This window comes from Edaphobacter sp. 12200R-103 (assembly GCF_010093025.1).
In the GTDB taxonomy this organism is placed as follows: domain Bacteria; phylum Acidobacteriota; class Terriglobia; order Terriglobales; family Acidobacteriaceae; genus Edaphobacter.
The window spans coordinates 2643971-2656593 of sequence record NZ_CP048114.1; the positions used below are offsets into that span (position 1 = coordinate 2643971).

Sequence of the window (12623 nt, forward strand, 5' to 3'; positions counted from 1 at the left end):
ACTTGAATTGCGGTCTACCCAAACCATAGTCCCGGGAGCACCCCATGTCAACCATGCCCACAGCGCTCAACGCCCACATGGCATTCGAGTACGCACTCCTCGATGTCTTCGCGGAACGGCCGCTCGAAGGCAACCAGCTCGCCATCTTTACCGACGCCCGCGGATTAACCACCCCCGAGATGCAGGCCATCGCCCGTGAGACGAATCTCTCCGAAACCACCTTCCTCTTTCCTCGCGAAGCAGCGATCGAACAGCAGCGCGGCGTTCGCGTGCGCATCTTCACGACCGTAGAAGAGCTTCCCTTCGCCGGACACCCCACACTCGGCACAGCGAGCTGGCTCTACTGGAACCATCCCCGCCTGCAAGGTGCAGAGACCATCTCGCTCGATCTCAATGTCGGCTCCATCCCGGTTCGCTTCTCCCCTCCCGATCCTGCCAAACCAGGCATCTTCGGAACCATGCGGCAGAACGATCCGATCTTTGGTCCTGCGCAAAGTCATGCTGAGCTTGCAGAGATCCTCAACATGCCCCTCGAAGACATCGACACCTCCTCTCCCATCCAGACCGTCACCACGGGCAATCCCTTTTGCATCGTGCCGCTTCGCTCTCTTGACGCGGTACAGAGACTCTTCATTCCACAGAACAACGCCGTGCAGAAGTATCTGCAGCGGCAGCAGGCAAAATTTTTCTACTTCCTTACACGAGCCTCGATTGGCAGCGGCGCCGACTGGCATGCGCGCATGAAGTTCTATAACGGAGAAGATCCAGCGACCGGCTCAGCCGCCGGTCCTGCCATTGCGTGGCTTGTAAAAAACGGACTCGCGCAAAGCGGCCAGACGATCGTCATCGAACAGGGCGTCGAGATGCTGCGTCCCAGCCGTCTTCACGTCTCCGCGAAACTCGCCGGCGAAAACATCACCGAAGTCGAGGTCGGAGGGCGCACCATTCCTGTTGCAATGGGACGCCTTTTCCTGCCGTGATGCACTTAATTTCAACAGGCAGGCTTTGTGAATCTCCAATAAATTCGCGCCTGTTTCACTTTGCGGTGGATGTGCAAGTTCTAATCTTTCCTCTTTTCGCTCTAAATTCGCCGTTGCGCTCGCGCACGTCTCTTCATACTCTTGGCAAGCGTTAACGATTGTTCGCGTACGCAATGTGCGGAACGTCGCTGATGAGTCTTTCGCCTGTATTACTGAAAACCTGAGTTGAGAGGCGCTCGGCTGCCAAGCAGTCGCGGGTCTTCGAACCAAGGCATCGCAGCCTGCAACCCAGCCGCGTGCAATCCGTTTTGACGGCTCTTGCACGCAGGCCAACCGGCAGATCGATCCACCTGGTTCGAACCACACCTCGCGAGGCAACCTGCGTCGCCCGAGCCTCTCTCGCACCCTGCGGCCCGGCCGTCCCATCGCTCGGAGTCGCCACTGTTCCCTCAGGAGCAGACAGGAGAGCTTTGCCTCTTCTCTCTGCTCTCTCCCGGGAGCGGACAGGAGTTGTGCGCCCGAAATGCGCCGGCCGTGCCTGCAGGGGATTGCCTGAACCACCCAGGCATGTGGATCGTAAACCAGACGATCTGCACCGCCTGGCCCACCCGCCGGCAAAGCCGCTACGGCTGCCGCCGGCAGAAGCGAGACTGAATTGCGGCCTAAGAAGACGATCCTCTGCGTAGACGATAACGAACAAGCCCTCTCCGTTCGCACCTTCCTGCTTGAGACCCGTGGCTACCGTGTGATTCCCGCGCTCTCGCCCCAACACGCCCTTGAGGTCGTTCAGCAATCTGTCCCCGGATCGCTCGACCTTCTGCTCAGCGATCTCAATATGCCCCAGATGGACGGCAACGAGCTCGTCCGCCGCGCCAAGCAACTGCAGCCCGCGCTGCCCGCGATGATCGTCTCCAACACCGCCGGCGGATTCGACCGCGCCTGCTGCGCCGACGTATTCCTTCCCAAGGGCGCTAGCTCTCCGGCTGAGATGATCGAGCGCATCCGCGTCCTCGTCGCCCGCAAGCGCGGCCCCAGGCGCTCGCACTTCGCCCCCAGCGTCGCTCTCGACCCCGCTATGGCCTCATAGGTCCGGCCATGGCCTCGTTGGTTCTTCCATGGCCTCGTTGGTTCCTGCGAGGCCTTACATAAAGAAGATTTCGTAGCAGGATTGCCAGGTCGTAGCCAGGCGTAATCTGATTTGCAATCTATCCGCGAATCGTCATTCTGAGGCGAAGCCGAAGAATCCCTGTATTTCGTCTGCGGAGACGACTTACGCTCAAGGAAATGCCATCCTCCTTGACTCCCCAGGAGGATGGCATGTAAGCCGAACGTCGTTGTTTATCTTTCTCCGGTTCCTTTAAACGCCTCTGAAGGGAAGTCCTCTTAACCCGGAGAGGTATGCGTCAGGGAGCCAGCACAATCCGCAGATCACGAAGATTGTTTCCCGTGGGCCCGGTCGTGATCGCGTCTCCAAGTTTTTCCAGCAGAGGATAGCTATTGAAAGACTGCAAGGCATCTTCAACGGAGCTTCCCGCGCGAAGCGCCCGCTCTACAGTCGTTCCATCCACCACACCGCCTGCAGCCGGGCTGTTTCCGTCCACACCGTCGCTGCCTGCGCTCAGAACCACCATCTCTTCTCCGGCAATCCGGCGCGCCGCCTCCAGCAGAAAATGCTGATTTCGTCCGCCATTGCCCGTAGCTCCCTGAGGAATCGTGACCGTCACCTCGCCAGCCGAAAGCAGACAGACACGGCCGCTCAACCGGCGCAGTTCGCGCATTCGGTTGACCAGGTAAGCCGCAGCTTCCTCCGCAGGCCAGTCGTCGCATGTATCGTCGACAACCACCTGCCATCCCAGCTCTGCCGCCCTCTTGCCTGCCGTGCTCTCAAGCGACGTACTGTCCAGCAGCAACACCCATCGCGACCGCGCAAAGATGGCATCGCCGCGCTTGGGCGTCTCCTCCAGCAGGCGCGAGGAGACCTGCGCTGCAACCGCAGCAGGAAGCCGCGCCTGCAGCCCATACTGCTCCACCGCAGCATAAACATCGTTCAGTGTGCTGTTGTCAGGAGTCGTCGGTCCCGATGCCAGCGCGTCCAGCTTTCCCGCCGGAACATCCGAAACGGCAATCGTCAGCTGCTCCGCAGGAGCCGCCGCTGCCGCAAGTCTTCCTCCCTTCACCGCCGAGAGATGCTTGCGAACCGTATTGATCGCCGTAATTGGAGCAGCGCTCTCCACCAGTGCCTTATGGGTCGCCGCAATCAGCTCCAGCGGAGTATCCGGATCCAGAAACTGCTCCACCAGCGACGATCCTCCACCGCTCACCAGGAAGACGACAAAGTCGCGGTCCGAAAGCGACGACAACAACTGCAGGATCGTCTCCGCCGCCTCTACCGAAGCTGCATTGGGGCTGGGGTGCCCTGCCTGAAATGTGATGAATCGCTCTGAAGGCGCCTCCACCGGGTCCGGCGCAACAAGGATGCCTTCAAAGAGCGTTGCTGCAGCTCCACCCGCGGCCAGAAAGGAAGCCGCCATCGGCTCGGCAGCTTTCCCCATCGAGATCACAACGCAGCGGTCGAACCTCGAAAGATCGTAGCGATGGCTGTCAACCTCCATCACCTCGCCCAGAAATTGAACACGTTCCTGCATCGCCCGCTCCACACGAGCGGTTCGGAAGGCATATTGAAAGATGTCGAGGATATCCTCGCGCACAGTCGGCATTCGTCAGTTCACAGTCATCGTTGGAATATTGTTTGCAAATATCAGTGTTGCTTCCGTGCGCGCCTGCACCTCTGCCGCGCTGACTCCCTCTGCAATCTCCGCCAGCAACAGGCCTTCAGGAGTCACCTTGATCCAAGCCAGCTCCGTCACGATGTCATGGACCACATGCAGGCCGGTCAACGGCAGCGTGCAGCGTCGCAGAATCTTCGGTGCGCCATCTTTGGTCTGATGCTCCATCGCCACAATCACACGGCGTGCTCCGGCCACCAGGTCCATCGCTCCTCCCATCCCCTTCACCATCTTTCCGGGAACGGTCCAGTTCGCAAGACTGCCTTCTTCATCCACCTGCATGGCTCCCAGCACGCTCATGTCCATGTGACCGCCGCGGATCATCGCAAACGATTCGTCGCTTCCGAAGTAGGAACATCCGGCAAGCTCCGTCACCGGCTGCTTTCCCGCGTTAATCAGCTCCGGGTCCGCCTCCTCTTCACGCGGAGGCGGGCCTACACCCAGCATGCCGTTCTCGGACTGAAACACCACATCCACTCCCGCGGGGAGATAGGACGCAATCATCGTCGGCAGGCCGATCCCCAGGTTCACGTAGAAGCCATCCCGGACCTCCCGCGCAATCCGCCGCGCGATTCTCTCCTTCGCGCTCATGCCACGCCCCCCGCTGCGTGCTCCCGGATAAAGCGCGACTCGATCGGCTTTTTGTAGGACTCGCCCACCACAACCCGCTTCACGTAGATCCCCGGAGTAACAACGTGGTCCGGGTCAAGTTCTCCCGGCTCGACCAGCTCCTCCACCTCCGCAATCGTCATCGTCGCCGCCGTCGCCATCACCGGATTGAAGTTGCGCGCCGTCTTGCGATATACAAGATTGCCCAGCCGGTCGCCCTTCCACGCCTTGATCAGAGCAATGTCAGCATGCAGCGCGGTCTCCAGCACATAGCGGCGGCCACCGATCTCACGAACCTCTTTGCCTTCCGCAACCACTGTCCCCAGGCCCGTCGGAGTGTAAAAAGCCGGAATCCCTGCACCGCCCGCACGGATACGCTCCGCAAGCGTGCCCTGTGGGACCAGCGTCAGGTCGAGCTCGCCCTTCAGCACCCTCTGTTCCAGCAGACGGTTCTCTCCCACGTAGCTGCCAATGTGCGACGCGATCATTCCGGCCTCGAGCATCAGCCCCATCCCGAAGCCATCGACACCCATATTGTTGCTGATCGTATGCAGTCCCCCGACCCGCCGCCTCACCAGCGCGGCAATCAGATTCTCCGGAATCCCGCACAGCCCAAAGCCGCCCAGCATGATCGTTGACCCGGCCGCGATGTCCTCTACCGCCGCATCCGCCGAGTCAACAACCTTGTTCATGCCCGCCGCCCTTGCAGCTACTTCTGTGTCGTAAAGGTGAAGGTGGTCGTGCTGTGCCGCGTCTGTCCCGGCTTCAATTCGGTCGATGGAAACGAGGGATGATTGGGCGAATCAGGAAAGTGCTGCGTCTCCAGGCACAGTGCCGTGTTCTTCGCATACGGCCATCCGCTCGGGCTCTTGAAGCTTCCATCGAGAAAGTTGCCGGTGTAGAACTGCACGCCCGGCTCCGTCGTCTCCACCGTCATCACGCGGCCCGACTTCAGATCGTGCACCCTCGCCGCCAGCTTCATCTGGCCATTTTCGCCATTCAGAACCCAGTTATGGTCGTAGCCTCCGGCCAGCTTCAGCGGCTCAAAGTTGTCATGGATACGCTTGCCGATCGCCGTCGCCTTGCGGAAGTCCATCGGCGTCCCATCCACCTTCGCCAGCTCGCCCGTAGGGATCAGGCCCTTGTCCGTTGGCGTGAAGTGGTCGGCGTTGATGGCGATCTCTTCGTCCAGAATCGTGCCGCTGCCCACCCCGCCCAGGTTGAAGTACGAGTGGTTCGTCAGGTTCACCACCGTGTCCTTGTCCGTCGACTCGCTATAGTCGATACGCAGCGTATTGCCGTGCACGGTATACGTCACATGCGCGGTCAGCGTGCCCGGAAAGCCCTGGTCGCCGTCCTTCGACACCAGCGTCATCTCCACGCCGCCCGGAACCTCCTTGCCCGTCCACACATGCTGGTCGAAGCCCACCGTGCCGCCATGCAGGGAGTTGATGCCGTTATCATTCTTCGGCACGTCGTAGGTCTTGCCATCCAGCTTGAACTCGCCATGGGCGATGCGGTTTCCATACCGTCCCACAATGGCGCCGAAGTAGGTCTTCTTATCCGCCAGGTAGTCCGGGAACTTGTCATACCCCAGGACCACGTCGCCAACCTTGCCGTTCTTATCCGCCGTGTTGATCGCGACGATGCGGGCGCCATAGGTCATGACCTTGACCTCCAGCGCATCGCTCTTCAACGTGTAGAGATCCACCGCGGTCCCGTCCGGCATCTTTCCGAACCCCGCCTTCGTCACAGCCGCCCCTGCTTCCGCCACCATAGCCATGCTAAGCAGCATAACCGCTAACCCACGTATCGTCACGCTCAGCTCCCTGCTCGTCGCTGCACGCAGCGGCGAAGACTGTTTCTGCAACCCTGCCAATATAACGTAGCCCGGATAAAGCATGTCACCCCGGCTTCCTCATCGTAGGTTGACGGTCACGAATGGAGGACTGCGGTTCAGGGAAGTCATGTTTGCCGACGCAGTAAAGAGCCGCTTCGACGAGCTTTAGAACAGAGATCGTTTGCTCTCGTTATGGCACATCCCCCTCTTCCGGTTCGGTTCGCGGATTCGAGGAGTGTGCTAGATTTATTTGCTCACCGGAAAATTGAATAAAGAAAGAACGCTGGCGATGACTGGAATACCGCAAAGAATTAATGTCAACCGCATCTATCTGGACCTCAAGAACCCCCGTCACGTACCGTACACAAATCAAGCAGAGGCAATTGAGTACCTTTGCCAAAAGGAACAGGTTTACGCATTAGCTAAGAACATCGCTGAGAACGGGCTAAATCAGCTTGAATTGTTCGCTTTAATACCGCTTCCCGGAACAAAAAAGATAACTTCCCACACGTCGTTCACTGTTGCGGAAGGCAATCGGCGAATGTGCGCATTGAAGTTATTAAATGACCCGGATCTGGCGCCTGCGAAATATCGAAAGGATTTTGAGCGACTGGCCGCCGACATCCAGATGCCCAGTGAAATTTGGGGCGTGATCTACGAAAATGAAGCGGCCGTTGATCCATGGCTGGAGACGATCCACAACGGACCGCAAGGGGGCATCGGTCGCAGGCCATGGAACGCAGAACAGCGAACCAGGCATTTCGGCGATCGCAAAAATTTGGCTTCCCAAAAGCTTCTTGACTACGCTCAGGATAACGGCATGATCACCGCTGAAGAGCGGAAGAAGAAGCTTACGACCGTGCAACGTTACATCGGGAATCAGCACATGAAGGAGGTCATCGGAATCGATATGACAGCCTCTGGCGGACTCTCACGTAACAGGCCTGTAGAGGAGTTCAATTCGGTTCTCAATCGGTTTATGCGAGATGTCGTCGGCAAGAAGGTGCATTCCCGCACTAATTTTGACGACATTCGGGACTACTCTCGAGAACTCGCAGTGTCGTCTGGGGTTTCACACAAACGGGTTCCGAGTGCTTCGCTCTCGCTATCAACTGGAAAGAGTCGGAGAAAGAAACCCAAAGAGCCACAGAAACCCAAAGCGATTGCCTACGAACAAGCAGTTGCGTCTGAACTCGCACGTATCGGTAGTTACAAGCTCGAACGGCTTTACTACTCAATATGCGAGCTAGATCTTACGAAGCACACATTGCTTCTTGCGGTAGGCTTGTGGGCTTTTCTGGAGACCCTGACGGCGCGATGCGGCCGGCGTCCGGATCAAGCTTTCCCTGACTACTTAGACAAGAATCGCCTTACAAACCTCGGTTTCGTGAGCCGCGAAGACAAAGGAGCGATAACCGAGGCGCTTAAGCGCGTTTCGGCATATGGCAACACAACCAAGCATCACGACCGAGCCGCCTTCTTTAATAGCGAGCAGCTTGCCAACGATGTAGATACACTTAGAGAAGTCCTCTTGAAGCTGCTCGGCACTGTGTAGCCGTAACACTCAAGCGACGATCACAATTCCCGCGAAGGGCTCAAGAGAAACATATGCTGAGAACTCTTTCTCCACTTAGATATCCCGGCGGAAAATCCTGTCTATATGAGCTGATGTCACAAATACTTCACAAGAACAAGATCGAAAAGCCACACTACATTGAACCCTATGCCGGAGGTTGCGGCCTAGCGCTTGCGTTGCTATTTGAAGCCCAAGTAAGCGAAATACACCTAAACGATCTAGATCCATCGATCTTTTCCTTTTGGTCGAGCGTCCTTGACAATACGGGGGAGCTTGTAAAACTGGTAGAGACAACTCCAGTGACACCTGATGAATGGGAGCGGCAGCAAGAGATCCATCGGAGTTGTAATGCTTCGAATTCCCTCGAGCTTGGGTTTGCTACTTTTTTCCTGAACAGAACCAATCGATCTGGGGTGATCGGCGGGGCTGGCATGATCGGCGGAAAAGGTCAAACTGGTAAATACAAGCTCGACTGCAGATTCAACCGAGAAGACTTGGTTCGTCGAATAAAACGTATCGCCAAATACAAATCACGCATCCACCTTTCAAATAAAGACGCCGTCGACTTTATGTCTCGCTCTAACAAGAAGTTCCCAGAACCAGCTTTTTTCTGCATTGACCCTCCTTACTACAACAAGGGAGCCAGCCTTTACACCAACTTCTACGGGCCCGATGACCATGGAGCCGTCGCAGATGCAGTCCTTGCGTTGGATCGACCTTGGATCGTTACCTACGACAACACAGAAGAGATCGCTAAACTGTATCGAAAACGTCGCCAATACATTTTCGACATCAACTATTCGCTTCAGACAAAGCGGGTGGGGTCAGAACTGCTGATCGCGTCGGCACGACTGAGGCTTCCGGATGAAATTCGGCAACGCCAAGTGAATCCTTTGAATAGGCGCGCGGCTTAGCCAGAGAATCGCGTTGATGGCTTATCTTGGCCGAGCGCAAGCGATATACGAAAAGCTGATGCCGAAAATCCACGGTGACGGATAGATACCCATAGGTCGGCCTCTCGTAAAGTCTGACACCCACTGCCTGCATTACTATGATCCCGTCCCACTTTTTTGCGAAAAGAAGTTTATGAACCTGTGTCACCTCGCCGTCAACGCCTGCCTCACTTCGCTTCTCTCGCTCCCCGCATTTGCCGCCATTGGATAGGAACCCGGGCCACCTCCCCCGTCGCTCTTCCCAACCCGGAAGCCAAGTAGGACGCGGGGCAGACGACCTGCCGCGAGATCGCCCGCATCATTCTGACGGACCTAAACCGAGTACGGCTTCCCATTGACCATGACGTTTTCGCATTTGAGATCGGTCACGCCGGAGGTATTGAGCTTGTCGTTTTGAATGGTGACGTCGAAATCCTTCAAAAGGACGTCACGGATCTCCGTCTGGCCGGGGTTGGGTTTGATGGTGCCGAAGGAGCTGAACGTGCCCTTGATGCCGAGAATCTTCAAATTCCTGACGATGGATTTGGGCGGCTCCATGCCCTGGAGATCGAAGTACTGTGACCACGGCGCCATGTTGATGATGCCGCTCGCGGGGCCTTCGGAGGTGATGTTGCGGAAGGTGATGTCCTCGTAATGCTGAGGAGTGTCGGGGCGCAGCTTGAGCGTTGCGATGCGGACGCGGCCCGTGATCCTGCAGTCTTCCGCGATGACGTCGCGGACGATGGTGGCCTCGCTCCCGCAGGTCAGAACGCCGCCGCCGCGCTTGAAGGTGCAGTTGCGGACGCGGATGCGCTCGACAGGCGGACTGTCCCTGTCCTCGAGGGCGCGCGGGCCTTTGGAACCTTTGCAGGCAATGCAGTCGTCGGTGACCGAGAAGACGCAGCCATCGACCGTGACGTCGCGGGAGCTGTCGATATCAATGCCGTCGGTGCTGGGAGCCTGCCTGTAGTCGTCAGGCACCTGGAAGTGGACGTTACGCACGAGAACGCCGTCGTTGTTGTAGAGATGGCAGTTCCAGAACTGCGAATCCTTGAAAGTAATGCCCTCGATCCGGATGTCCTTGGAGCCTTCGATGAGCGCGAGCCGTGCGCGAGGCAGGCCGGTGTTGGTGAAGCCCTTGTCCCTGGCTCGGCCTGCCCAGAAGGCCTCCCATACCTGCATACCGTCGCCGTCGAGAGTGCCATCGCCGGTCAACTGAAATCCGTCGCAGTGGGCCGCGTTGATGAAGGCGGGGGTGAAGTGGATGAAGTGACCTTCGATCCGGGTGCGCTGCGCGGGGAAGTTCGAGAGGTCGGTGGAACACTTGAGAACCGCGCCTTCCGTCAGGCGAAGGTTTACCTTCGGTTTGAAAAAGAGAGCGCCCGAGACAAAGACGCCCTTCGGGACGACCACCGTGCCTCCGCCCTTCGCGGCAAGCTGATCGATGGCAGCCTGGATAGCCTTGGTATTGACGGTGGAGTCGTCAGCGACCGCGCCGGACTTGGTAATGAGGAGTTCGCGGGTGGGCGCAGCAAAAGATTTTGCGCCGAGCGCCTTCGCTGCGAGAGGCCACAGAGGGGCTGAGGCAATAAGGGAGTTGAAGCGGCGGCGGGAGTAGCGCTTGATAGACATCAGCAGATCCTCAGAAGAAGGACTAGGGTCGACCCATCTTACAGGTCCGACCTCTCAATGATCCCTTTCGTGAGATTGATTGTCGAATACGAATGCAAATCAGGTGGTTTTGCTGCCAGAGATCTCAGCGCCTCCCAGAAATCCCTTCGCGTCCATGAATCGTGGACACTGCCCTAAAAAAGCGCTCTGCCAAAGATTTCTACGATCAACAAAACCGGCACGTCGTCTTCGGGCAAATTCTGACATCCCTGCATTACCATGATCCCGTCCCACTTCTCTGCGAAAGGAAGTTCATGAACCTGCGCCGCCTCGCCGTCACCGCCTGCCTCGCTTCGCTTCTATCCCTCCCCGCCCTTGCCGCCGATCACTGGGTCGGAACCTGGGCCACCGCCCCCGTCGCGCTTCCCAATCCGGAAGCCAAATACGGCGCGGCGGAGACGACCTATCGTGAGATCGTCCACATCTCCGTCGGAGGCGATGCCGCCCGCATCATCCTGACCAACGAGTTTGGCCTGACCTCCCTGACCATCAACGCCGCCTACCTGGCCCCGCGCACCCAGGGCAGCGCGATCGACACAGTCAACTCCCGCCCCGTCACCTTCAACGGCCAGACCTCCATCACCATCCCCGCCGGAGCCCTCGCTGTCAGCGATCCCATTGCCCTTAAGCTGCCGGCCCTCTCCGACGTCGCTGTTAGCTTCGTCGTTCCCGCCCAGCCCATCGCCCAGGTCACTCACCACAGCTTCGCCAACCAGACCAGCTACACCGCCGCCGGAAGCGTTTCCGGCGCCGCGAACCTCGACAGCCCCACCGAGATTATCGACTGGCCCTTCCTTAAAGGCATTGACGTCAGGAGCAGCGATGACAAGGCCGCCTCGATCGTCGCCTTCGGGGATAGCATCACCGATGGAGCGCACAGCACCCGTAACACCAACCAGCGCTGGCCCGACCTGCTGGCCAAGAGGCTGCAAGCCGACAAGAAAACAAAAGACTTAGGAGTCCTCAACGAAGGCATCGGCGGAAACCGCGTCCTCCACGACAACACCGGACCGAGCGCGCTGGCGCGCTTCGACCGCGACGTTCTGGCGCAGGCAGGCGTGAAGTACCTCATCATCCTCGAAAGCATCAACGACATCGGCCACGCCCAGGACCCGGTCAGGCCCTACGACGTCGTCTCGGCCGACGACCTTATCACTGGCCTCAGCCAGATGGCTACCCGCGCCCACACCCACGGCATCAAGGTCTACGGAGCGACGCTAACTCCTTACGTTGGAGCGAAATACTCCTCCCCGGCGGGTGAGTCGATACGTCAGGCCGTCAACAACTGGATCCGGACCACCAACCAGCTCGATGGCTTCATCGACTTCGATAAAGCTACGCAGGACAAGACCAATCCAGCCGTCTTCTCCAGCACGGCGGATAGCGGGGACCATCTGCACCCGGCCGATGCGGGATACAAAGCGATGTCCGACAGCATCGACCTGAAGCTGTTTACGAAATAACACCGTAACCACCAAAACGGAGAACGGCGGTTAGGGCTTCTGCCCCAACCGCCGTTCCTTTTTTCTTCCTGAAACCGGGTTACCGAAGCTCGAAACCGGCGAAGAAGTAGCCGATCTCAAAAGCCGCCGTCTCCTCGGCGTCCGAGCCGTGGATGGCGTTCTCGCCGATGGAGGCCGCAAACTTCTTGCGGATGGTTCCCTCTTCGGCCTGGGCCGGGTTGGTCGCGCCCATCAGCTTGCGCAGGTCGGCGATGGCGTTGTCCTTCTCGAGGACCATCGGGAAGATGGGTCCGCTGGACATGAAATCGGTCAGCTCGCCGAAGAAGGGGCGTTCCTTGTGGACGTAATAGAAACCCTCGGCCTGCGCCTTGGAGATAGAGACCTTCTTGATGGAGACAATCTTGAATCCGGCCTTTTCGATCTCGGCCAGGATGGCGCCGGCGTGCCCTTTCTTGACTGCGTCCGGCTTGATGATGCTGAATGTGCGCTGTGACAACGTAGCTCTCCTTGCGATTTTCCTGTTCTATTCAGTGTAAAGCACCCGTATGAAAGTTCTCTTCCATGGCCTTCGCGGCCAGTCCGGGCGCATCATAGCCCTATGCGGAACTTCGCATGGATCTGGTTTCTCGGCTTCGCTGCATGGCTGGTGGACGGCTTCATCAGCCTCTACTACCGCTCCATGCAGCATGCGCAACTTGCGTTCCTAGTGGCGATGGTCTTTTTGGCGGCTGGGTTCTTCTATCGGCGCCAGCAGAGGTAGGGTGCC

The 12623-nt window shown here is 58.3% G+C and carries 12 protein-coding genes; 6 read left to right on the forward strand and 6 right to left on the reverse strand.

Translation table 11 applies throughout. From position 1 onward, the window contains the following. Positions 1–44: 44 nt before the first annotated feature. A complete protein-coding gene (locus GWR55_RS11020) occupies positions 45–980 on the forward strand; it encodes a PhzF family phenazine biosynthesis protein (protein ID WP_162402310.1) in 936 nt (311 codons plus the stop codon). A gap of 655 nt (positions 981–1635) precedes the next feature. Beyond that, positions 1636–2067: a response regulator gene (locus GWR55_RS11025; protein ID WP_162402311.1), complete on the forward strand. Its 432-nt coding sequence runs from the start codon at positions 1636–1638 to the stop codon at positions 2065–2067. Positions 2068–2383: 316 nt separating this feature from the next. Here GWR55_RS11025 and GWR55_RS11030 read toward each other — a convergent pair whose 3' ends face one another. The 4 genes from GWR55_RS11030 to GWR55_RS11045 are packed head-to-tail and all read right to left on the reverse strand — an operon-like array spanning position 2384 to position 6158. Continuing rightward, positions 2384–3697: a glycerate kinase gene (locus GWR55_RS11030; RefSeq protein WP_162402312.1), complete on the reverse strand. Its 1314-nt coding sequence runs from the start codon at positions 3695–3697 to the stop codon at positions 2384–2386. A 3-nt stretch (positions 3698–3700) separates the two neighbouring features. Beyond that, positions 3701–4357 (reverse strand): 3-oxoacid CoA-transferase subunit B, encoded by a 657-nt coding sequence (locus GWR55_RS11035; protein WP_162402313.1) that lies wholly within the window; start codon positions 4355–4357, stop codon positions 3701–3703. Next, a complete protein-coding gene (locus tag GWR55_RS11040; RefSeq protein WP_162402314.1) occupies positions 4354–5067 on the reverse strand; it encodes a CoA transferase subunit A in 714 nt (237 codons plus the stop codon). The genes GWR55_RS11035 and GWR55_RS11040 overlap by 4 nt, the downstream gene beginning before the upstream one ends. A 17-nt stretch (positions 5068–5084) precedes the next feature. Beyond that, on the reverse strand, positions 5085–6158 hold the full coding sequence (locus tag GWR55_RS11045) for an aldose epimerase family protein (RefSeq protein WP_238398350.1): 1074 nt from the start codon (positions 6156–6158) through the stop codon (positions 5085–5087). A gap of 307 nt (positions 6159–6465) precedes the next feature. Between GWR55_RS11045 and GWR55_RS11050 the strand changes: the two genes are divergently transcribed. After that, complete coding sequence (locus GWR55_RS11050) at positions 6466–7770, forward strand: hypothetical protein (protein ID WP_162402315.1); 1305 nt, start codon at positions 6466–6468, stop codon at positions 7768–7770. Between the two features lie 53 nt (positions 7771–7823). Then, positions 7824–8705 carry a DNA adenine methylase gene (locus tag GWR55_RS11055; RefSeq protein ID WP_162402316.1) on the forward strand — a complete coding sequence of 294 codons (882 nt, stop codon included), beginning with the start codon at positions 7824–7826 and terminating at the stop codon, positions 8703–8705. A 351-nt stretch (positions 8706–9056) separates the two neighbouring features. Here GWR55_RS11055 and GWR55_RS11060 read toward each other — a convergent pair whose 3' ends face one another. Continuing rightward, positions 9057–10355, reverse strand: coding sequence for a glycoside hydrolase family 28 protein (locus GWR55_RS11060; protein ID WP_162402317.1), 1299 nt, complete (start codon positions 10353–10355; stop codon positions 9057–9059). A gap of 293 nt (positions 10356–10648) precedes the next feature. Here GWR55_RS11060 and GWR55_RS11065 point away from each other — a divergent pair, with 293 nt between their 5' ends. Next, complete coding sequence (locus tag GWR55_RS11065) at positions 10649–11857, forward strand: SGNH/GDSL hydrolase family protein (RefSeq protein WP_162402318.1); 1209 nt, start codon at positions 10649–10651, stop codon at positions 11855–11857. A gap of 79 nt (positions 11858–11936) precedes the next feature. Here the strand turns inward: GWR55_RS11065 and ndk are convergent, their stop codons facing one another. Further along, positions 11937–12353: a nucleoside-diphosphate kinase gene (gene ndk / locus GWR55_RS11070; protein ID WP_162402319.1), complete on the reverse strand. Its 417-nt coding sequence runs from the start codon at positions 12351–12353 to the stop codon at positions 11937–11939. 102 nt (positions 12354–12455) lie between these two features. On the opposite strand from ndk, the gene GWR55_RS11075 reads away from it, so the two are divergent. Further along, complete coding sequence (locus tag GWR55_RS11075) at positions 12456–12617, forward strand: hypothetical protein (protein ID WP_162402320.1); 162 nt, start codon at positions 12456–12458, stop codon at positions 12615–12617. Positions 12618–12623: the final 6 nt, after the last annotated feature.